This window comes from Paenibacillus sp. FSL K6-2393 (assembly GCF_038002545.1).
GTDB lineage: Bacteria > Bacillota > Bacilli > Paenibacillales > Paenibacillaceae > Paenibacillus.
Window position 1 is genome coordinate 2,148,026 of the sequence record NZ_JBBOCU010000001.1, and the last position, 20,728, is coordinate 2,168,753.

Here is a 20,728-nt window from a genome sequence, read left to right on the forward strand (position 1 = left end):
AGAGCAACTACTGAAGCGGAGAGGAGTGCATCATATGATCATTGACATCGTAGGAGCGGGGGCACTGGGTCTTTTGTATGGCGGGAAACTGCTGGCGTCAGGTAACCAGGTCAGATTTTGGACGAGAACAACAGCTCAGGCTGACCTCCTCAGCCATAATGGAGTAACCATTGTGGAACGTGGCGAGGAGATACATATTCTACCGGATCAAATACAGGCGAAACCTATAAGTGAGCTGGCTGACACATGGAAGAACACACCAGGAGAATGGTTGCTGCTCATGATTAAGCAGACAAGCATTGATGATTTCATTCATGAGATCAGTCCATTACAAGATCATGTGCTGAATATCGCTTGTTTCCAAAATGGGATGGGCCATCTGGCAAAACTTCAAGCAGCTTTGCCAAAGTCGCTTCTGTGTAGTGCGGTTACAACAGAAGGTGCGAAGCGCACACAAAGTCAGGTAACTCGTGCAGGTACAGGTGAAACCAGGCTGGGGAGGTACAACATACATATAGTAGCTTCTACCTCTATAGAGAAGGAGAGAACATTTACTCTGTCGGGATCGTTGCAGCAGGCAGGATTTGACTGTACAGTGTCGAATGAAATCGATAAGCTGATATACAGGAAACTATTGATTAATTCAGTCATTAACCCGCTTACGGCACTATGGCGAATCCCTAATGGAGAACTGATCGTCAAGGAAGAACGAAAGAGGCTAATGCGCCAGTTATATGATGAAGTATTGTTAATCTACTCTGCAAGTGGAATATGTTTGGGTCAGGATATGTGGGATCAACTTATATCGGTCTGTCGTTCTACTGCCACGAATACTTCCTCCATGCTTGCAGATGTTCTCGCTGGACGTGTTACAGAAGTGAGGTCAATTAACGGTCATATTGTAAGAATGGCACAGAAGTTGGACCTTGTTGCACCTACACATGAAATACTGCTTCATCTGATTGAAGGAATGCAACCGGAAGGAGTGAATTAATGGGACTTTTTATTGTGTTGAGCATATTGCCCTTTTTTCCGTTCTTTCTTGTTTATTGGGGAATGTACGTATGGAAAAAAGACAAACGGAACGCCATGCGGATGGCAATGGATGTAACCACTTTTTTTCTTGTTTTTTCAGTATCGGCGTTATTCAACTTAACATTTGATTCGAATTTTGGTTTTTATCTGACACTATTACTCATACTACTAGCACTTGGATTCATCGGAGGTGCGCAAAATCGACTAAAGGGGAAGGTCGATGGGGGGAGAATGTTCCGGGCCGTATGGCGCATGGCCTTCATCATTATGAGTTTCGGGTATGTTTTGTTTACTTTATTTGGATTAATTAGATACTTCATGCAACAGATGTGAGGTTACATAACGCAAAAGGGCTAAAAAATGTGTCGATTTTGTCGAAAACTGAAAAAAACATTACTTTCTGAAAAAGTAATGTAGATTTTTTTGACCGGTGGTTGTATAATCTATAAACATATAAACCATATCAATTTAGGGGGAACGTGTTAGATGAAAAGGAAAAGTCTATTAGTCCTTTTGACGCTGATTTTGGCGTTCGGTACCGTACTTGCAGCGTGCGGATCGAAAAACGAAGGCACAGGTAACACCGATACTGGTTCTGCAAGCGAAGGAAATGGTCTTGCTAAAGATCAAATTCTGAAAATCAACCTGTCAGCTGAACCTCCTACGTTGGACCCGGCTCAAGCAAAAGACAGCCAAACCAACACAGTTTTGAAATTCTTGTATGAAGGTCTTGTACGCATCGATGCTGATGGTAAAGAACAAGCGGGCGTAGCTAAAGACTGGACAATCTCCGAAGATGGTTTGAAATATGTTTTCAACCTGAACCCGGATGCTAAATGGAGCAACGGTGATGCAATCACTGCCGAAGACTTTGTTCGTTCTTGGGAACGTGCTTTGAAACCGGAAACAGCTTCTCCATATGCATACCAATTGTACTATATTAAAGGCGCTGAAGGTTACAACCTCAGCAAAGATGAAACATACAAAGGTACTAAAGTCACAGATTTCTCACAAGTAGGCGTTAAAGCTACTGATGAGCACACATTGGAAGTAACGTTGGAAAACCCAACACCTTACTTCTTGGGTCTGACAGCATTCTACACGTACTACCCAGTACATGCATCTGCTGACACAAATGACAAATTCTTCACAGACTACAAAAACATGATCGTTAACGGACCATTTGTAATGGATCAATACTCCAAAGGTCAAAAAATTGTTGTGAAGAAAAACGATGGTTACCATGCAGCTGCCGATATTAAATTGGCTGAAATCGATATGTCTCTGACGAACAGCAGTGCTTCCGAACTGCAAGCTTACAAATCAGGACAATTGGACTACACTGGTGCACCTAACGGTGAAATTCCATCCGACCAAATTCCTTCTGTAAAAGCGGAATTGCCGGACGAGTTCAAAGCTACTGGTATTGCAAGTACGTACTACTATCAGTTCAACGTAAACGAAGCACCATTTAACAACGTTAAAATCCGTAAAGCATTTGCAATGGCAATTCAACGTCAGCTGATTGTTGACAAAGTTACACAAGGTGGACAAATTCCAGCATTCGGCTTTGTACCTCCAGGTATCCGTGGTGAAAACGGCGAATTCCGTGATGAGCACAAAGACGATTACTTCACAGAAAATGTGGAAGAAGCTAAAGCATTGCTTGCTGAAGGTATGAAAGAAGAAGGTTACACAACATTGCCAGCTGTTACGTTGATCTACAACACTAGTGATGGTCACGCGAAAATCGCTTTGGCGGTTGCTGACATGTGGAAACAAAATCTTGGTGTTGATGTGAAAACAGAAAACCAAGAGTGGGGCGTATTCCTTGAGAACCGTCAAAACCAAAACTTCCAAGTAGCTCGTGCAGGTTGGTCTGCTGACTACAACGATCCATACAACTTCTTGGAAATGTGGACTACTGGAAACACAAACAATGATTCCAAATTCAGCAACGAACAGTATGACAAAGATGTTAAAGACACTGTAAAATCTGCTGATCCAGCTGCACGTATGGCTGCATTTGCTGACGCTGAGAAAATCCTGATTCAAGATGAAATGGGCGTTATGCCAATCTATTACTACACTAACGTATCTTTGACCAAGCCTTACCTGAAAGGCGTACAACTTGATTTCAGTGGAGCTATTGACTTCACGCGTGCATATCTGGAAGAGAAATAAGTTGTTCTGAAGTCTAATATGAATACTTCGGGATATATATGTGGAATTCCATATATATCCCGATTTTTTGTATGTGCACCGATTTTCCTTATAATTCTTGAAATTTCCGATAAATGGATTGGACTTTATTTCTGTCTAATTCTACAATCGATTTGTATACAAAATATTGTTTGTGGAGGTGTGCAAGGGTTGGTTAAGTATGTGTTGAAAAAACTATTATTTATGCTGCTATCGCTTTTCATACTCGCATCTGCAACCTTCTTCCTGATGAAGGCTATTCCGGGTGACCCTTTTACATCCGAGAAAAAAGTATCGCCTGAAATTCGGGTTTTGCTGGAACAGAAGTATGGATTGGACAAACCGATGTATGAACAATACCTGAAGTATATGGGTGGAATCCTTAAGGGAGATTTCGGAGTCTCAATGAAATATCTCAATCGAGATGTAGCCGGAATGATCGGCGAAACATTCACCGCTTCGCTGAAGCTTGGAGTGTTTGCAATTGTTATCTCCATTATCGTGGGTGTTTTGCTGGGGCTTATTGCTGCAGTTTACCATCGTAAACTCATTGATGATATCACGATGATCCTCGCGGTTATAGGTATAGCTGTTCCGAGCTTCTTGCTTGCGTCACTATTGCAGTATCTCTTTGCTACTAAATTAGGCTGGTTTAACGTTATGGGCTTTGATGGTCCATTGGATTACGTTCTTCCGGTTGCAGCGCTATCTGCATCTCCGATTGCTTTTATCGCTCGTTTGACGCGTTCGAGCATGCTTGAAGTCTTACATGCAGATTATATCAAAACAGCTAAAGCCAAAGGTCTGAAATGGCCTGCAATTATGTTTAAACACGTTGTAAGAAACGGTATTCTACCAGTAGTAACTTATGTTGGTCCAATGACAGCGAATATCATCACAGGTTCCGTTGTAATTGAACAGATCTTTAACATCGGGGGAATTGGTAAAGTATTCGTAGAGAGTATCACAAACCGTGATTACACTATGATCATGGGGATTACAATTTTCTATGGTATCCTCCTGATGTTGGCTCGTTTCTTTACGGATATCGCTTACGTGCTGATTGATCCTAGAATTAAGCTGGAAAGCCGGAAGGGGGCATAACGTTGTCTGGCACGAATAATAAAAAGAATGAAACGGCGAACACGAACCTGACTAGTCAGGCAGCGGTAAAACCGCAAGAAAGTGTATCCCTTTTTAAAGATGCCATGTACAGACTTGCAACCAATAAGGCTGCTATGATAAGTCTGGGTGTATTGGTTCTTGTCGTGATTTTCTCTTTGATTGGTCCAACTTCTTTGTTTACAAGTTATAATTATTATTCCAATGATTTGTTGAATGCCAATGCAGCGCCGAGTGCGGAGCACTGGTTCGGTACGGACGAGCTTGGTCGTGACGTGTGGGTAAGAACTTGGGTAGGAGCACGTGTATCCCTTACTGTAGGTTTGGCCGCAGCCTTGATTGACCTTGTTATCGGGGTTATTTATGGAGCGATCATGGGTTTCTACGGTGGACGTGTAGATGGAATTATGAACAAGTTTTCCGAAATCCTCTACTCCTTGCCGTACATGCTTGTTGTAATTTTGTTGCTGGTTGTACTGGAACCAAGTCTGACAACGATTATCATTGCCCTCACCATCACAGGCTGGATCAGCATGTCATGGATTGTGCGTGGTGAGATTATGCAACTCAAAAACAGAGACTTTATTCTTGCTGCAAGGTCCATGGGAGCAAGCACAGGGCGTCAATTGTTCCGTCATTTGCTGCCCAATGCAATAGGACCGATTCTTGTAACATTGACATTGTCTATTCCAAATGCAATCTTTGCTGAAGCGTTCCTGAGCTTCCTTGGATTGGGTGTATCAGCACCAAGATCTTCACTTGGTTCTATGATCAATGATGCACTTACAGGCTGGACGCTATTCCCGTGGCGGATGTGGTTCCCAGCAGGTCTAATGGTTCTTACAATGCTTGCATTTAACTTGCTCGGAGACGGTCTGCGTGACGCACTCGATCCGAAATTACGTAAATAGAAACAGGAGGTGGGATTATGGAGCCGATTTTAACTGTCAAAGACCTGAGCGTGTCGTTCTCAACACGTTCTGGTGAATTTGATGCCGTTAAACATGTGAGTTTTGAACTTGGCAAAGGAGAGACGCTGGGGATCGTAGGTGAATCGGGTAGTGGTAAGAGTGTTACCGCCCAAACCATCATGAAATTGATTCCCTCCCCGCCTTCGAAGGTCAAAAGCGGAGAAATTACTTTTCACGGGCAAGACCTGCTGAATAAGACAGACAAACAAATGGAAGCGATTCGTGGTAAAGATATCGGTATGATCTTCCAAGATCCAATGACTTCTTTGAATCCTACCATTAAAATTGGTAAACAAATTACCGAAGTATTGCGCAAGCATCAGAACATGTCCAAACAAGCGGCGAATAAAGCGGCTTTGGAGATGCTGGAACTTGTAGGTATTAAAAATGCGGCTATTCGCATGAATCATTATCCTCACCAATTCTCTGGTGGTATGCGTCAGCGTGCCATGATTGCGATCGCGCTTGCATGTCGTCCATCCCTTCTGATTGCGGATGAGCCGACAACTGCACTTGACGTTACAATTCAGGCTCAAATTCTGGATGTCATGAAAGACATGCAGCAAAAGCTGGGAACATCGATCATGCTGATTACGCATGACCTTGGTGTCGTAGCGGGTATGTGTGACCGTGTTGTTGTTATGAAGGAAGGCGAAGTTGTTGAAACAGGAACAACTGCTGAAATCTTTAGTAACCCTCAACATCCATACACCATTAAATTGCTGAATGCTTTGCCTCGTCTGGACGAGCCCAAAAAGGAAAAACCAGCTCCTGCTGGTATTATCAAAGGCAGCAATAAGCCTCTGGTACAAGTGAAAAACTTGAAACAGTACTTTAATTTGGGTAAAGGTAACATTCTCAAAGCGGTCAATGACGTAAGCTTTGATATCTTTGAAGGTGAAACACTTGGCGTTGTAGGCGAGTCTGGCTGTGGTAAATCCACAACAGGTCGTACCATTCTGCGTCTGTATGAGCCAACTGGCGGAAATGTTAACTTTAACGGAACGGATATCTACAAGTTGTCCCCGCGTAAAATGAAAGAAATGCGTAAAGATATGCAGATGATCTTCCAAGATCCATATGCATCTCTTAACCCGCGTTTCAATGTTATGGATATTATCGGGGAGTCCCTCGATATTCATGGTCTGGCTTCCAGCTCTAAAGAGCGTAAGAGACGAGTGGAGGAACTGCTTGATCTGGTAGGTTTGAATCCAAGTCATGCTCTTCGTTATCCGCATGAATTCTCCGGTGGTCAAAGACAACGGATCGGGATTGCACGTGCACTTGCTGTAGACCCTAAATTCATCATCTGTGATGAGCCATTGTCTGCACTGGATGTATCCATTCAGGCGCAGGTCGTTAAATTGCTTGAAGAACTTCAGCAACGTCTCGGCTTGACATATCTGTTTATTGCGCATGACTTGTCGATGGTTAAACATATCAGTGACCGTGTCGCTGTAATGTACATGGGTAAAGTGGTTGAGCTCGCAGAAAGTGAAGAACTGTATGCGAACCCTGTCCACCCTTATACCAAAACATTGCTCTCAGCAATCCCTGTACCTGATCCGGAAGTGGAAGCGAACAAACGTCGCATCTTGCTGCCGGAAGAGCATATGAGCCCGATTCAGAATGGATCTGGTGGTCCTGCAAATGACCCGTACAACCTGGAAAATGCTCAATTGATTGAGGTTTCCAAAGGTCACTGGGTTGCAGAACCTTACGTATAATAGGAATATTAAAGCGATATGCTATTATTGATGTATTAAGAGCCGCCGACTCGTTCGGCGGTTTTTTTTGTATTTTAATCACTTTCTTTTGACGAAGCGGCCTTGAATTCGGTACAATCAAGAAAGGCTCTTTGAAGCAGAATAGGAGGCAGACCTCATGAACGGTATTACCGAGGCACTCCGCAGCGGATCAAGACTTGCAGAAGATTATATCTGTTCAAGAGATGCTGCGCGTGGCCTTTACGAGTATGACATTCGCTGGGAATCAGGACTTCAGGCGCGTGCCGAGTGGCTGGACCAATCGGAAAACACACGTATTGATCGTCGTGATCTGGCAGAGTATTTACGTATATATAATAAGCGGGTGAACGACCATGGAGAGGTTCATGCGTCCATCACACGTCTTGCCGAACAAGATGCACTAGTGGTTACAGGAGGACAGCAGAGCGGTCTGCTCACCGGACCACTGTTCGTCATATACAAAGCCGCCAGTGTTGTGGCAGCTGCGCGTGAAGCGGAAGAAAGACTTCAACGCCCGGTAGTCCCAGTATTTTGGATTGCCGGTGAAGACCATGACTGGGATGAGGTTAACCACACATATCTACCTGATCATCAGGGAGACATGAAGAAGGTTAAGTTACAAGGACGATTCGCAGGAAGGGATTCTGTGAGTAATGTTCATGTGGATACACAGCAGTGGGTGAATGTACTCGAACAGGTGGAACATCTGTTACCTGATACGATACATAAACCAGGACTGATGAAATGCATCACAGAGATCCATCAATCCAGTTCAAATCTGAGTGATGCATTTGCCCGCATGATATCTGCCTTGTTTGCCAGCAGTGGACTTGTTCTAATGGATGCATCGGATCCAGATTTACGCAGGTTGGAACAGCCCGTGTTTGAGCGGTTGATACGCAAAAATGAAGTGCTGCGCAACGCATACACACAAGGTGCTGCGCTGGTACAACAAGCTGGTTATGCTATGCCTGCCGAAGTAGCGGAGGATGGAGCCAATCTGTTCTACATTCATGAAGGTACGCGTTTGCTCTTGTTGTTGAAGGACGGCTTATATAGTGATCGCAAAGGTTTGGTTTCTTTCACAGAGGAACGTTTGCTACAGGAACTGGGAGAACATCCGGAGCGCTTCAGTAACAACGTATTGACACGACCATTAATGCAAGATTCCGTGCTGCCTGTAGCCGCTGTTATTTTGGGGCAAGGTGAAATTGCATATTGGGGTTTGACTCGGGAAGCATTCCGTCAGTTCGGACTGCAAATGCCCATTTTGTTGCCGCGGTTGTCTTTCACCATTATGGAAGATATTCATCACAAACATATGAAACAATATGGACTTTCTTTTCAGGATGTTCAATATCATATGGAAGAAAAGAAGGAGCAGTGGCTCGCACAACAGGAGACGTTCCAGGTAGATGAACAGTTTGACAAGGTTCAGGAAGCGTTTCTTCAACTGTACGGACCTTTGCTAGATGAGATCGCGGAGATTCATCCGGGACTGGAACGAATTGGCGATACCAATTTGAGTAAAATCAACGAGCAAATGCAGTATCTGAAACAGCAGACTCACAAAGCTATCGAAGATAAACATAATGTGAGTCTAAGGCACTGGAACGGCATTCAGAACTCCTTATTCCCAACGGGCAAACCACAGGAACGAGTACATAATGCACTCTTTTACCTGAATCGTTATGGCACCGAGTGGATCGATGAACTGATTAAGGCCTCAAGTGAATTCCTTGGAGAGCACAAGGTCATTGCACTGTAGAGCCCTTTATAATAGAAGAAACACATAAACGAGGAGGATTATGAAATGACTACACCTGCATTGCAAAACAGTATTGTTAAAGATATGGGACTCGCTTCAGAGGGTCACCTGAAAATTGATTGGGTAGAAGCGCATATGCCGGTACTGAACCGCATTCGTCGCCAGTTCGAACAGGATCTGCCCTTCAAAGGTTTGAAGGTTGCCATTTGTCTTCATCTGGAGGCGAAAACAGCTTATTTGGCAAAAGTGATCCAAGCGGGTGGTGCAGAAGTAACAATTACGCATAGCAATCCATTGTCTACACAAGATGATGTTTGCGCAGCATTGGTGGAAGACGGCGTTACGGTGTATGCGAAGTACAATCCGGAACCTGCGGAATTCAAATCACTGCAACTGCGTGCGCTTGAGGTGAAGCCTGATCTCATTATTGATGATGGTGGAGACTTTGCAACCATTATTGCATCAGAGCGCCCGGACCTAGCAGCAACAATTCGCGGAGGAGCAGAAGAAACGACAACGGGTATTATTCGTTTAAAAGCATTGGCGAAAGAAGGCCAATTGAAGTTTCCGATGGTTGCGGTTAATGACGCATACTGCAAGTATCTGTTTGACAATCGCTACGGCACTGGACAATCTGCATTCGACGGGATTATTCGTACAACTAACTTGGTTATCGCTGGTAAAAACGTAGTGGTAGCAGGTTATGGCTGGTGTGGTAAAGGGGTAGCAATGCGCGCCAAAGGTCTTGGTGCGAATGTGATCGTAACCGAGATCGATCCAATCAAAGCGGTAGAAGCACACATGGACGGATTCCGGGTCATGACGATGGTGGAAGCCGCCAAATTGGGCGATTTCTTTATCGCAGTTACAGGCAATAAGGATGTTATCACGGGTGAGCATTACGATGTAATGAAGGACGGAGCGATCCTGAGTAATGCAGGTCACTTTGATGTTGAAGTGAATAAACCTGAACTGGCCAAACGTTCGGAATCGATTCGTACAGTTCGTCGCAACATTGAGGAATATCGTTTCAAAGATGGTCGTAAAATGTACCTTCTTGCAGAAGGTCGTCTTGTGAACCTGGGTGCAGCAGATGGTCACCCTGCGGAAATCATGGATACGACATTTGCTCTACAGGCGCTTGGTCTGCGTTATGTAAGTGAGAATTATGAAAACTTGGGTGAAAACGTTGTTAATGTACCTTATGATATTGACCAGCAGGTTGCCAGCTATAAACTTGAAAGTCTGAATATTGGCATCGACTCCTTGTCAGCTGAGCAAGAGAAATACCTAGATAGCTGGAAATTTTAAGCACTATCCAATAATTACAAGCTGATGAAATGATTCAATAGGTATAGAATGGTTTATTGATGATATGGCTCATGTGCGGGTAGACATACGGTTGCCCGTTTAAGGGAAGCGTCTTTGATCCTGAGTGACAGGATCAAGGACGTTTTTTTATGCTGAAAAATTAAAAAATCAAGTCATGCAAGAAGGGTTTTGATTTTTTTGTGCGAATCTATTATGCTTAGGTGGTGGAAAGTGGGGCAAAGTGGGAGAAACGGGTGAGGAGTGAGTGGGCCAATGTTTATGGGGGAGTTCCAACATAGCATTGATGATAAGGGTCGGGTTATCATTCCGGCTAAATTCCGCGAATCTCTGGGACCGTCTTTCGTTGTCACACGGGGTTTGGACCAGTGTCTTTTCGTGTACCCCATGGAGGAGTGGGGGGTCATGGAACAGAAGCTCAAAGCACTGCCATTGATGAAATCTGATGCACGTGCGTTTACCCGGTTTTTTTTCTCGGGTGCAACCGAATGTGAACTGGACAAACAGGGCAGGGTAAATCTGCCGGGCAATTTAAGAGAGTATGCCAAGCTGGACAAGGATTGTGTTGTTCTTGGCGTGTCGAACCGGGTGGAGATTTGGAGCAAAGGCATATGGGAGAGTTATTTCAATCAATCCGAAGAAGCATTCAACGACATTGCCGAAAAGCTGGTCGATTTTAATTTTGATTTATAAAGTCAGGAGGGGTGCAGGTTGTTTCACCACATAACCGTACTCAAAGAAGAGGCAACAGAGGGATTAAACATCAAGCAGGACGGTATATACGTGGACTGCACTTTAGGCGGTGGCGGACATAGCTCCGTGATTGCTTCCAAGCTCGGTCCAGGGGGACGTCTGATCGCACTTGATCAGGATGATTGGGCTTTGGATAATGCTCGCGAGAAGCTCGCTGCTTATGGAGAACGTGTAACATTGGTGAAAACCAATTTTCGAGATCTGGAACAGGTACTCAAGGATCTGGATGTACCAATGAAGGATGGTGCACCACAGGTCGACGGTATTTTGTACGACTTGGGTGTGTCATCTCCGCAATTTGATGAAGGAGAACGTGGATTCAGTTACAATCACGATGCTCCGCTCGATATGCGAATGGACCAGGATGCAATGCTGACGGCCAAAGAGATTGTGAATGAGTGGCCAGAAGAAGAGATTGCTCGAATTTTGTATCGCTATGGTGAAGAGAAGTTTTCGAGAAGAATTGCCCGTGTTATCGTCGGAAAACGAGCGCAGTCTACCATTGAGACGACAGGTGAACTCGTGGAACTGATCAAGGAAGGCATCCCGGCGGCAGCTCGACGTACTGGTGGACATCCTGCCAAACGCAGCTTCCAGGCACTACGCATTGCCGTCAACGATGAGTTGGGCGCGTTTGAAGAAGGCTTGCATCAGGCTGTTCGTTGTCTGGCACCAGGAGGACGTGTATCTGTTATTACCTTCCACTCCCTTGAGGATCGGATATGTAAACAGATTTTCAGCAGTTATCTGGAAAAATGTACATGTCCACCCGATTTTCCGTTGTGTGTATGCGGCGGCAAGGGGGCCCTGCGTTTAGTTAACAGAAAACCGTTGATTCCAACGGAAACGGAATTGACCGAAAATTCACGTGCTCGTTCAGCCAAGCTGCGCGTAGCCGAGAAATTGTAGATCAAGAGTGGAGGAGAGAATCGGAGTATGGCATATACACGTGGTAATCTCGCTGTAAAAGAAAAAGCGTCCCAGGAACGTGTGACCCAGCAACGATACAAAGAAACCACCAAAGTGGTGACCCGTCGTACGGGTCTTCCGGCACGCGAGAAGATTTTGTATCTGATTACCGTGGTTGCAGTTATCCTTGTTGGTGGAGCCTTAATGTCTCGTTATGCTCATATCTATGATCTGAACAAACAGGCACAGTCCACTATTTCGGATATCAAGGGGTATGAAAAGACGATTGCAGACCTGCAGGTGGAAAAAGAAACATTGAACAACCAGGTCATCGAAAATGCAAAACAACTTGGTTACGTTGAAGCTTCCGGTAAAGATGTCATTTATGTACCTCGTTCAACAAGTACGAAATCAACTGGTACTGAGTCGTCCTCCAATACAGCAAGCAGTAAGTAAAGAGGTGTTCCGATGATAAAAAGAATAAAGATGCGCACGTTGCTTATAGGGGGATGTATTACCCTCTTTTTTCTTGTACTCGTAACCCGAATCTTTTTCATTCAAGTTGTGAATGGCGGTGTATGGCAGGAACGGGCGGCCGGTTTGGTAGAGCGGGAACAGACGATTAAGGCTGCACGTGGAACGATTACGGATCGAAATGGTAACATTTTGGCTACCGATTCCCCTGCGTATACGGTTTCTGTTAATCCGTTATTAATTAATGAACTCGGAATTCAGGATGTTGTTACGGAGAAGCTCTCTTCCCTTCTTGGAAAAAATGAGAGTGAGATGCGTGCACTGGTCACAGCGAAGAAAAAAGATGGTGAATTTTTTCAGCAGCGTGAAGTACGCAGTGAAGGATATAAGATAAGTCCTGAGCTTGCGGAAAAAGTCAACGAACTGCGTGAGGAATTACAAGAAGAATACAAGGCTCGTAATGCAATTGTCATGGCTCAAGAGTCGAAGCGTTTTTACCCTGAAGAAACACTTGCTTCTCATCTCTTGGGATATATGAGCCGTGATGGGAAAGCTGTAAATGGACTTGAAGTCTCATATGATGAAGCACTGACAGGTACAGATGGATATCTGAATTATCAGAAGGATGCCAAAGGCATTAAACTTCCGGATTCACAGGATAACTATCTGCCACCTCAGAATGGTAAGAACCTAACGCTGACCATCGATGATACGATCCAGTTCTACATTGAGGATGCAATGAAAGAAGCGGTTGCCAAGTATAATCCACTGAGCATGACGGTCATTGCAGCGGACCCAAACACAATGGAGATTCTGGGGATGGCGAACTGGCCAACCTTTAACCCGAATACGTATGGAAGTACACCTGATCAAAAGAATTTTATCAACCATGCTACTCAATCTATCTATGAGCCAGGTAGTACATTTAAAATAGTTACGCTAGCAGGGGCTGTAGAAGAAAAACTCTTTGATCCCAATGCAAGTTTTGAATCCAAACGCATGTATATTGGTGGTTTCCCAATTAGTGATAATGGTCATGCCTATGGTTGGATCTCGTATCTCGAAGGTGTCAAACGGTCAAGTAACATTGCTTTTGTTAACTTGGGTTACAACATGCTTGGCGGTGAACGTCTGCGTCATTACATAGACGAATTCGGTTTCGGCAAAAAGACGGGTATTGATTTGCCAAATGAGGCAGCGTCCCCGATCAAGCCACTGGTTTACAAATCCGAGATTGCCACGGCAGCCTATGGTCATGGTCTTGTACAGGTAACACCAATTCAACAGGTCGCAGCCATCTCTGCGATTGCCAACGGCGGCAAATTGCTGGAGCCACATCTGGTGAAGGAGATCAAGAACCCGAATGATGGGACAACGGAAGTGATCAAACCTAAAGTTGTTCGTCAGGTGATTTCCAAGGAATCTTCCAAACTGGTGAGCGGTTATCTGGAACAAGTAGTTGCAGACCAAACGATTGGTACCGGTCGTAACGCCTATATTGAAGGTTACCGTGTAGCTGGTAAGACAGGTACGGCAAGAAAGGTTGTTAACGGAGCATACAGCAAGTCGAAAGACGTTGTATCGTTTATTGGATTCGCGCCCGTGAATAATCCGAAGATTGCTATACTTGTTGTCATTGACCAACCGGATGGAACCAACATTGGGGGAGGAACCGCAGCTGCCCCGGTGTTCAAAAAGATTGTCAGCCAGACTCTTCAATACATGGGAATACCCAAAGATACAGCCAAAACTCCTGACAAAAAGTCAAAAGAAGTCTCTGTCGTGCAAGCCAAGGCGCCTGACTTGAGTGGCAAGACAGCCAAACAGGCCAGAAGCCAGCTTCTAAGCGCGGGTATTGCTTATGTGACACTTGGTCAAGGTGATAATGTAATTCGGCAGTATCCGGTTGCTGGCGCCTCTATGAATCCAGGCCAACGAATCTATCTGCTAACGGAAGAAAGCAGCAAGATGAAGATTCCCGATCTAACAGGTGAATCTCTCCGTGATGCCCTTGAAGTACTTTCTCTCATGAAGGTGGGGGTTACGGTCAAGGGTGAGGGTTATGTCGTGAAGCAAACCGAGCAGGTCGCAGGTGAGCAGAGAACTGTACAGTTGAACTTGCAAACTGCCAAAGCTGCAGTGACAGGTATAGCCGATGAGGCTCCAATCTCATCTGATCCGTCGTCAGAAGCTGAAGTGAAGGAACAAGAGCCTTCGGGCGGAGAAGGTAAAACCGACGGAACAGACGAAACAGATGAAACAGATGAAACAGATAACAACAAGGCTTCTGCCAATGAATCCGAATCTTCTGATGATCCAGCCACAAACGGAGCTTCGCTTCCTTAGGGAGCTCTGACAGCTTGTTCTAACCCCCGGTTGTCCTGAATATTCATGAATGGAACGAATGTCATGATTTTGGGACGAGTGGGGGGATCTTTTCGTGAAGGGATCAAGCGTAAATCTGCGGCGCAGGTTGCTATGGAGTTTAATGATTTTAGTTTTGTTATTTTCGGCCCTGATGATCAGGCTTGCTTATGTACAGCTCGGGGAAGGCCCTGAATTGTCAGCAAAAGCAGAAGAATCCTGGCGGCGTAATATTCCTTACTCCGCCAAGCGGGGGGAGATCCTGGATCGAAATGGAACCTCTCTGGCCTATAATGTGACAACACCGACCATTATGGCCATTCCGGCTCAGGTTAAAGAAGCTGAAACGACAGCTAAAGCGTTGGCCCCATTGCTTGGGATGACGGAAGAAAAAGTGCTTGCAACCATCAAGAAACGAGAACTCATTGTAAGACTACAACCCGGCGGCCGCAAAATTACGATGGAGAAAGCTCAGCGCATCCGTGATTTAAAGCTTCCGGGTATCGTTGTTGCTGAGGACAATAAACGTTTTTATCCTTATGATGATTTGGCTGCCCATATTCTTGGTTTTACGGGCATTGATAATCAGGGCTTAACGGGTGTCGAGAAGAAGTATGATGATAAGCTGAATGGTTTGAATGGCAGTGTGTCCTACTTGTCCGATGCGGCCGGAAGGCTAATGCCGGGCTCATCCGAGAAGTATGTGGAACCGAAGGACGGCCTTAACCTCAAGCTGACCATTGATAAATCCATTCAGTCTATCATGGAGAGAGAACTGGATCAGGCCATGGTGAAGTTCCAGGCGAACTCAGCATTGGCCATAGCGATGAATCCCAAAACGGGTGAAATTTTGGGGATGTCCAGCAGGCCGGGATACGAACCTGCCGATTATCAGCAATATCCCGCGGAGATATACAATCGGAATTTACCGATCTGGATGACCTACGAGCCGGGCTCCACATTTAAGATTATTACCTTGGCAGCAGCGCTTGAAGAGAAAAAGGTCAATCTGCAACAGGATCAATTTTTTGATCCCGGATATGTTGAGGTTGGTGGAGCTCGTCTGCGTTGCTGGAAAAAGGGCGGCCACGGAAGTCAGACCTTCTTACAAGTTGTGGAGAACTCATGTAACCCGGGCTTTGTGGCTTTGGGGCAGAGGCTGGGCAAAGAATCGCTCTTCTCCTATATTAAAGACTTTGGCTTCGGTACCAAAACAGGGATCGACCTCAGTGGAGAAGCCAGTGGGATTCTGTTCAAACTGTCCAGAGTGGGGCCTGTCGAGCTTGCAACGACTGCTTTTGGTCAAGGTGTATCCGTAACACCCATTCAGCAAGTAGCAGCTGTGTCAGCGGCCATCAATGGGGGTAAACTTTACAAGCCTTATGTTACGAAGGCGTGGGTCCATCCGGTCACCGGAGAAGTCATGGAAGAAGCCAAACCGGAACTGGTTCGTCAGGTGATCTCGGAGAATACATCCAAACAAGTACGTGAAGCCCTCGAGAGTGTTGTCGCAAAAGGTACCGGGCGTCCGGCATTCATTGATGGATACCGGGTCGGTGGCAAAACAGGTACAGCCCAGAAGGTTATCAATGGACGTTATTCCTCAACAGAGCATATCGTATCCTTTATCGGATTTGCACCGGCAGATGACCCACAGATTGTGGTCTATACCGCTGTTGATAATCCCAAAGGAATTCAGTTCGGAGGTGTGGTTGCCGCCCCGATTGTGCAGAACATCCTTGAAGATGCTTTGCATTATATGAATGTACCTGTTCGGAAGGATCAGGTCGCCAAAGAATACAAGTATGGTGAAACCAAAATCGTGACAGTTCCAGACCTGACAGGAGCTACTGTTGAAGATCTGTACGAAGACCTGAACATGAATTTTATGCTGGCGAAGTCTGGCAGTGGTAAATACGTGATTAATCAGGCACCCAAACCTGGGGCGAGGGTAGATCAGGGATCAACCATCCGCATTTATATGGGGGATGTACTGAATGATGCACATGATCACACAAAGGATGAATAACAGGGCTTAGGGTTAGTTTGAGGCTTCTAGCGCAACAAAATTCATCCAAGTGCGTTTCATTATTGGGTTGTATTGACGATATTAATAAATACAGACATATGTTAAAACAGAAGTATATTTGGAAAAGTGAGGTTATTCATGTGCTTTTAAAACAATTTGCATCGATGCTGACCACCGCCCGCCTCGTGGGCGAATCAAATACAGAATGCCAAAACCTTCAGACAGATTCCCGGCAGGTAAAACCGGGTGATCTGTTTATCTGTCTTCCGGGACATACGGTAGATGGTCATGATTATGCAGAAAAAGCTGTAAATGCTGGTGCAGTTGCATTGGTGGTTGAACGGCAGCTGGATCTTCCTGTGCCACAATTGCTGGTGAAGGATAGCCGATTTGCGATGGCTGTTCTGGCAGATTTCTTTTTTGACTCGCCAAGCCAGAAGATGAATATGATTGGTGTAACCGGAACGAACGGAAAAACAACGACCACCTATTTGATTGAAAAAATCATGAGTGATTACGGACGCAAGACGGGATTGATCGGTACTATTCAAATGCGGTATGACGGTCGCACCTACCCGATGTCAGGAACGACACCAGAGGCGCTTGATCTGCAGCGTAGTCTGCATGATATGGTTCAGAAGGGTACGGACTGTTGTGTTATGGAAGTTTCTTCTCACGCATTGGAACAAGGGCGAGTAAAGGGAACAAATTTCCGTACTGCGGTATTTACTAACCTGACGCAAGATCATCTGGACTACCACCATTCCATGGAGGAATATCGCGGGGCCAAAGGATTGTTCTTTGCACGTCTGGGTAACGGTTATACAGAAGATGTTTCACAGCGTAAATTCGCTGTCATCAATGCAGATGATCCGGCTGCGGCTTATTTCATCTCTGTGACGGCGGCTGAAGTGATTACATATGGCATGGGTGAAAAGGCGGATGTACGCGCATCCCAGATCTCAATCACGTCTCAGGGAACTTCTTTCCACGTGGATACATTTGCAGGCAGCGCGGATATTCGATTGCGCATGGTAGGCAAATTCAATGTGTACAATGCAATGGCAGCAATCTCTGCAGCGCTGGTGGAAGGTATTCCGCTGGAAGAGATCAAGCGCAGTCTGGAGACGGTTCCGGGCGTGGATGGACGTGTTGAAGGAGTGGACGAAGGACAGCCATTTGCTGTTATTGTCGATTATGCCCATACACCGGATGGACTGGAGAATGTGCTGCGGACGGTGAAAGAATTTGCCGAAGGACGTGTAATTTGCGTGTTTGGCTGTGGTGGTGACAGGGACCGTACCAAACGCCCTCTCATGGGGAAAATTGCTGCGAATTATAGTGATTTTGTACTGGTTACTTCCGATAATCCACGGACAGAAGATCCGGATCTGATTCTCAAAGACATTGAACAGGGCCTGATTGAAGAATCCGTTCCTGCTGAACGTTATACGATGATTGTGGATCGACGCCAGGCGATTCATGAAGCTATTGAAATGGCAAGCCCAGCCGATGTAGTATTGATTGCGGGCAAGGGTCACGAGACCTATCAGATTATCGGCACAACCAAAACCGATTTTGATGACCGAATCATAGCCAAAGAAGCGATAAGGGGCAAATCCAATTGATAAAAAGAACATTGGCACAATTGGCCGAGATGTGTGGAGGAACATTAAGTGACGTTGCCGCTCATGGCAATGTAATGGTTGAAGGGGTGTTTACCGATTCGCGTAAACCTCTGGAAGGCAGTTTGTTTATCCCGCTAGTGGGTGAAAGGTTTGACGGACACGAATTTGTGCAAGCCTGTCTAGAGAAGAGGGCAGCAGGCGCGATCTGGCAAAAGGATCATGGTATTCCGCCACAAGGAGCTGTCATTGTTGTTGACGACACACTTGTCGCACTGCAAGCACTCGCATCTGCTTATCTCACGGAGAATAAAGCGGCTGTAGTCGGCATTACAGGCAGCAACGGCAAGACAACAACAAAGGACATCGTTGATGCCATTCTCTCAACGACTTTTAAAGTGCATAAGACGCAAGGCAACTTCAATAATCACATTGGTTTACCGCTGACTGTACTAAGCATGGACCCGGATACCGAGATTATCATTTTGGAGATGGGTATGAGTGGTCGCGGGGAAATTAACGATTTGTCAGTTATTGCTCAGCCAGATGTAGCGATTATAACCAATATTGGTGAATCTCATCTGCTTCAGCTGGGGTCCAGATTGGAGATTGCCAGAGCCAAAGCCGAGATTGCCGCGGGATTGAAGCCTGGCGGGTTACTGATCTACAACGGAGACGAGCCTTTAATTGCACAAGTCCTTGAAGAGCCCGCAACGAAACAACCCGATGGATTGCAGCGGTTTACATTTGGTCTGCAAACCGATAATGATGACTATCCTACCGGACTTATGAATGCGCAGAACGGCGTAGTTTTCACCACCAAACAGTTTGGAGAACATGCATTTACGCTACCTCTGCTGGGAACGCATAATGTCGTTAACTGTCTGGCTGCTTTGGCTGTAGCCCGTCATTTCAAAGTGACGACTGAGCAGATTGCCGCGGGATTGTCTCGCTTGAAACTGACAGGCATGCGTATTGAGGTTACTCAAGGCGTTAGTGGTCTAACCCTGCTGAATGATGCATACAATGCAAGTCCAACCTCCATGAAGGCCGCAATCGATGTACTAGAGGGTCTGAAAGGATACCGCATGAAAGTGGCTGTGCTTGGTGATATGCTTGAACTCGGTCCTCAGGAGCAGGATCTGCATCTTGGAATTGGTGAGTATATTACATCTGCCAAAATGGACATGGTGCTCGTATATGGCCCGCTATCAGCACATATTGCTGAAGGAGCAAGAAAGCATATGCCGGCAGAGGCTGTGCATGCTTTTATAGATAAAGAAGAAATGACCCGTTATCTACTGGAGAAACTACATCCCAGAGACGTTATCTTGTTCAAAGCCTCAAGAGGCATGAAGCTGGAGGACGTGGTCGAAGCATTACAAATAGCACCATTACAGAATCGAGTAGACTAGAGGGGTGAACCCATGGATTTTCAGGTATTACTGTTAACAATCGGTGTTTCATTTATTCTGGCGGTGATTGCCGCACCGCTCCTGATTCCGCTGTTACGTCGAATGAAATTCGGACAGCAGGTTAGGGAAGATGGGCCTCAGAGCCATTTGAAAAAAAGCGGAACACCTACAATGGGTGGAGTCGTCATTTTAGTTGCGTTCACATTGGCCTTTTTGAAATTTTCGGCAGTCAAGAATACAGACTTTTATGTCTTGCTCGTGGCTACGCTGGGATTCGGGCTTATAGGTTTCCTTGATGATTACATCAAAATTGTGTTCAAACGTTCGCTGGGACTGACGGCCAGACAAAAAATGCTGGGCCAATTGTTCTTCAGTGCAGTGATGTGTTTCTTGCTGATCCAGAATGGACACAGCACAGCCATCTCTATTCCGGGTACGTCATTCTCGTTTGACTGGACCGGATGGTTCTATTATCCGTTTGTTGTATTCATGATGCTTGCCATTACCAATGCGGTTAACTTTACCGACGGTCTGGATGGTTTGCTGTCAGGGGTAAGTGCTATTGCCTTTGGCGCGTTTGCCATTGTGGCGATGCAAGCCACGTCGATGCCGGCAGCCGTGTGTGCAGCAGCGATGATCGGAGCCGTACTCGGTTTTCTGGTATACAATGCACATCCGGCCAAAGTGTTTATGGGAGACACCGGTTCTCTGGGTATTGGCGGTGCGATTGGTGCGGTAGCCATTGTAACCAAAACAGAGCTTCTTTTTGTCATCATTGGTGGTATTTTTGTTATCGAGATCTTGTCTGTCATCATTCAAGTGGTATCTTTCAAGACTCGTGGCAAGCGTGTATTCAAAATGAGCCCCATTCACCATCACTTTGAATTAAGTGGTTGGTCAGAATGGCGGGTTGTTATTACCTTTTGGGCGGTAGGCGCAATTCTGGCCGCTCTTGGACTTTATCTCAACAAGGGGTTGTAGATC

At 45.6% G+C, this 20,728-nt stretch carries 16 protein-coding genes; all 16 read left to right on the forward strand.

The annotated features are described in order from the left end of the window. The first annotated feature begins 34 nt into the window (after nucleotides 1-34). The 16 genes from MHI14_RS09405 to mraY all read left to right on the forward strand — a co-directional run bounded on the left by MHI14_RS09405 (nucleotide 35) and on the right by mraY (nucleotide 20,725). Complete coding sequence (locus MHI14_RS09405; RefSeq protein WP_341130228.1) at nucleotides 35-994, forward strand: ketopantoate reductase family protein; 960 nt, start codon at nucleotides 35-37, stop codon at nucleotides 992-994. Next, nucleotides 994-1,368: a DUF3397 domain-containing protein gene (locus tag MHI14_RS09410; protein WP_091028465.1), complete on the forward strand. Its 375-nt coding sequence runs from the start codon at nucleotides 994-996 to the stop codon at nucleotides 1,366-1,368. The genes MHI14_RS09405 and MHI14_RS09410 overlap by 1 nt, the downstream gene beginning before the upstream one ends. Nucleotides 1,369-1,521: 153 nt before the next feature. Beyond that, nucleotides 1,522-3,219 (forward strand): peptide ABC transporter substrate-binding protein, encoded by a 1,698-nt coding sequence (locus tag MHI14_RS09415; RefSeq protein ID WP_091028467.1) that lies wholly within the window; start codon nucleotides 1,522-1,524, stop codon nucleotides 3,217-3,219. Nucleotides 3,220-3,408: 189 nt separating this feature from the next. Continuing rightward, complete coding sequence (locus tag MHI14_RS09420; protein WP_076211567.1) at nucleotides 3,409-4,341, forward strand: ABC transporter permease; 933 nt, start codon at nucleotides 3,409-3,411, stop codon at nucleotides 4,339-4,341. Between the two features lie 47 nt (nucleotides 4,342-4,388). Then, nucleotides 4,389-5,270: an ABC transporter permease gene (locus MHI14_RS09425; RefSeq protein ID WP_371129057.1), complete on the forward strand. Its 882-nt coding sequence runs from the start codon at nucleotides 4,389-4,391 to the stop codon at nucleotides 5,268-5,270. A gap of 17 nt (nucleotides 5,271-5,287) precedes the next feature. Then, nucleotides 5,288-7,057, forward strand: a complete 1,770-nt coding sequence (locus tag MHI14_RS09430; RefSeq protein ID WP_124116013.1) for an ABC transporter ATP-binding protein — start codon at nucleotides 5,288-5,290, stop codon at nucleotides 7,055-7,057. Nucleotides 7,058-7,214: 157 nt separating this feature from the next. After that, nucleotides 7,215-8,846 carry a bacillithiol biosynthesis cysteine-adding enzyme BshC gene (gene bshC / locus MHI14_RS09435; protein WP_133385540.1) on the forward strand — a complete coding sequence of 544 codons (1,632 nt, stop codon included), beginning with the start codon at nucleotides 7,215-7,217 and terminating at the stop codon, nucleotides 8,844-8,846. 45 nt (nucleotides 8,847-8,891) lie between these two features. Next, nucleotides 8,892-10,157: an adenosylhomocysteinase gene (locus tag MHI14_RS09440; RefSeq protein WP_341130229.1), complete on the forward strand. Its 1,266-nt coding sequence runs from the start codon at nucleotides 8,892-8,894 to the stop codon at nucleotides 10,155-10,157. 273 nt (nucleotides 10,158-10,430) lie between these two features. Further along, entirely contained in the window at nucleotides 10,431-10,868 is a 438-nt protein-coding gene (gene mraZ / locus MHI14_RS09445; protein WP_017687291.1) for a division/cell wall cluster transcriptional repressor MraZ, read from the forward strand. Between the two features lie 18 nt (nucleotides 10,869-10,886). After that, nucleotides 10,887-11,837, forward strand: a complete 951-nt coding sequence (rsmH, locus tag MHI14_RS09450) for a 16S rRNA (cytosine(1402)-N(4))-methyltransferase RsmH (protein WP_091028473.1) — start codon at nucleotides 10,887-10,889, stop codon at nucleotides 11,835-11,837. Between the two features lie 27 nt (nucleotides 11,838-11,864). Then, a complete protein-coding gene (locus tag MHI14_RS09455) occupies nucleotides 11,865-12,293 on the forward strand; it encodes a hypothetical protein (RefSeq protein WP_076211549.1) in 429 nt (142 codons plus the stop codon). Between the two features lie 12 nt (nucleotides 12,294-12,305). Beyond that, a complete protein-coding gene (locus tag MHI14_RS09460; RefSeq protein ID WP_341130230.1) occupies nucleotides 12,306-14,657 on the forward strand; it encodes a penicillin-binding transpeptidase domain-containing protein in 2,352 nt (783 codons plus the stop codon). Between the two features lie 94 nt (nucleotides 14,658-14,751). Beyond that, nucleotides 14,752-16,704: a stage V sporulation protein D gene (locus MHI14_RS09465; RefSeq protein ID WP_076211545.1), complete on the forward strand. Its 1,953-nt coding sequence runs from the start codon at nucleotides 14,752-14,754 to the stop codon at nucleotides 16,702-16,704. Nucleotides 16,705-16,844: 140 nt separating this feature from the next. Next, nucleotides 16,845-18,332, forward strand: a complete 1,488-nt coding sequence (locus MHI14_RS09470) for a UDP-N-acetylmuramoyl-L-alanyl-D-glutamate--2,6-diaminopimelate ligase (protein WP_124116018.1) — start codon at nucleotides 16,845-16,847, stop codon at nucleotides 18,330-18,332. Continuing rightward, nucleotides 18,332-19,744, forward strand: a complete 1,413-nt coding sequence (locus tag MHI14_RS09475; protein ID WP_091034804.1) for a UDP-N-acetylmuramoyl-tripeptide--D-alanyl-D-alanine ligase — start codon at nucleotides 18,332-18,334, stop codon at nucleotides 19,742-19,744. The genes MHI14_RS09470 and MHI14_RS09475 overlap by 1 nt, the downstream gene beginning before the upstream one ends. A gap of 12 nt (nucleotides 19,745-19,756) precedes the next feature. After that, nucleotides 19,757-20,725, forward strand: a complete 969-nt coding sequence (gene mraY, locus MHI14_RS09480) for a phospho-N-acetylmuramoyl-pentapeptide-transferase (protein ID WP_047843751.1) — start codon at nucleotides 19,757-19,759, stop codon at nucleotides 20,723-20,725. Nucleotides 20,726-20,728 lie beyond the last annotated feature (3 nt).

Bases quoted from the DNA above. Each gene is read 5' to 3' on its own strand.
- MHI14_RS09405 (WP_341130228.1), top strand. From the start codon at position 35: ATGATCATTGACATCGTAGGAGCGGGGGCACTGGGTCTTTTGTATGGC.
- MHI14_RS09410 (WP_091028465.1), top strand. From the start codon at position 994: ATGGGACTTTTTATTGTGTTGAGCATATTGCCCTTTTTTCCGTTCTTT.
- MHI14_RS09415 (WP_091028467.1), top strand. From the start codon at position 1,522: ATGAAAAGGAAAAGTCTATTAGTCCTTTTGACGCTGATTTTGGCGTTC.
- MHI14_RS09430 (WP_124116013.1), top strand. From the start codon at position 5,288: ATGGAGCCGATTTTAACTGTCAAAGACCTGAGCGTGTCGTTCTCAACA.
- bshC (WP_133385540.1), top strand. From the start codon at position 7,215: ATGAACGGTATTACCGAGGCACTCCGCAGCGGATCAAGACTTGCAGAA.
- MHI14_RS09440 (WP_341130229.1), top strand. From the start codon at position 8,892: ATGACTACACCTGCATTGCAAAACAGTATTGTTAAAGATATGGGACTC.
- mraZ (WP_017687291.1), top strand. From the start codon at position 10,431: ATGTTTATGGGGGAGTTCCAACATAGCATTGATGATAAGGGTCGGGTT.
- MHI14_RS09455 (WP_076211549.1), top strand. From the start codon at position 11,865: ATGGCATATACACGTGGTAATCTCGCTGTAAAAGAAAAAGCGTCCCAG.
- MHI14_RS09460 (WP_341130230.1), top strand. From the start codon at position 12,306: ATGATAAAAAGAATAAAGATGCGCACGTTGCTTATAGGGGGATGTATT.
- mraY (WP_047843751.1), top strand. From the start codon at position 19,757: ATGGATTTTCAGGTATTACTGTTAACAATCGGTGTTTCATTTATTCTG.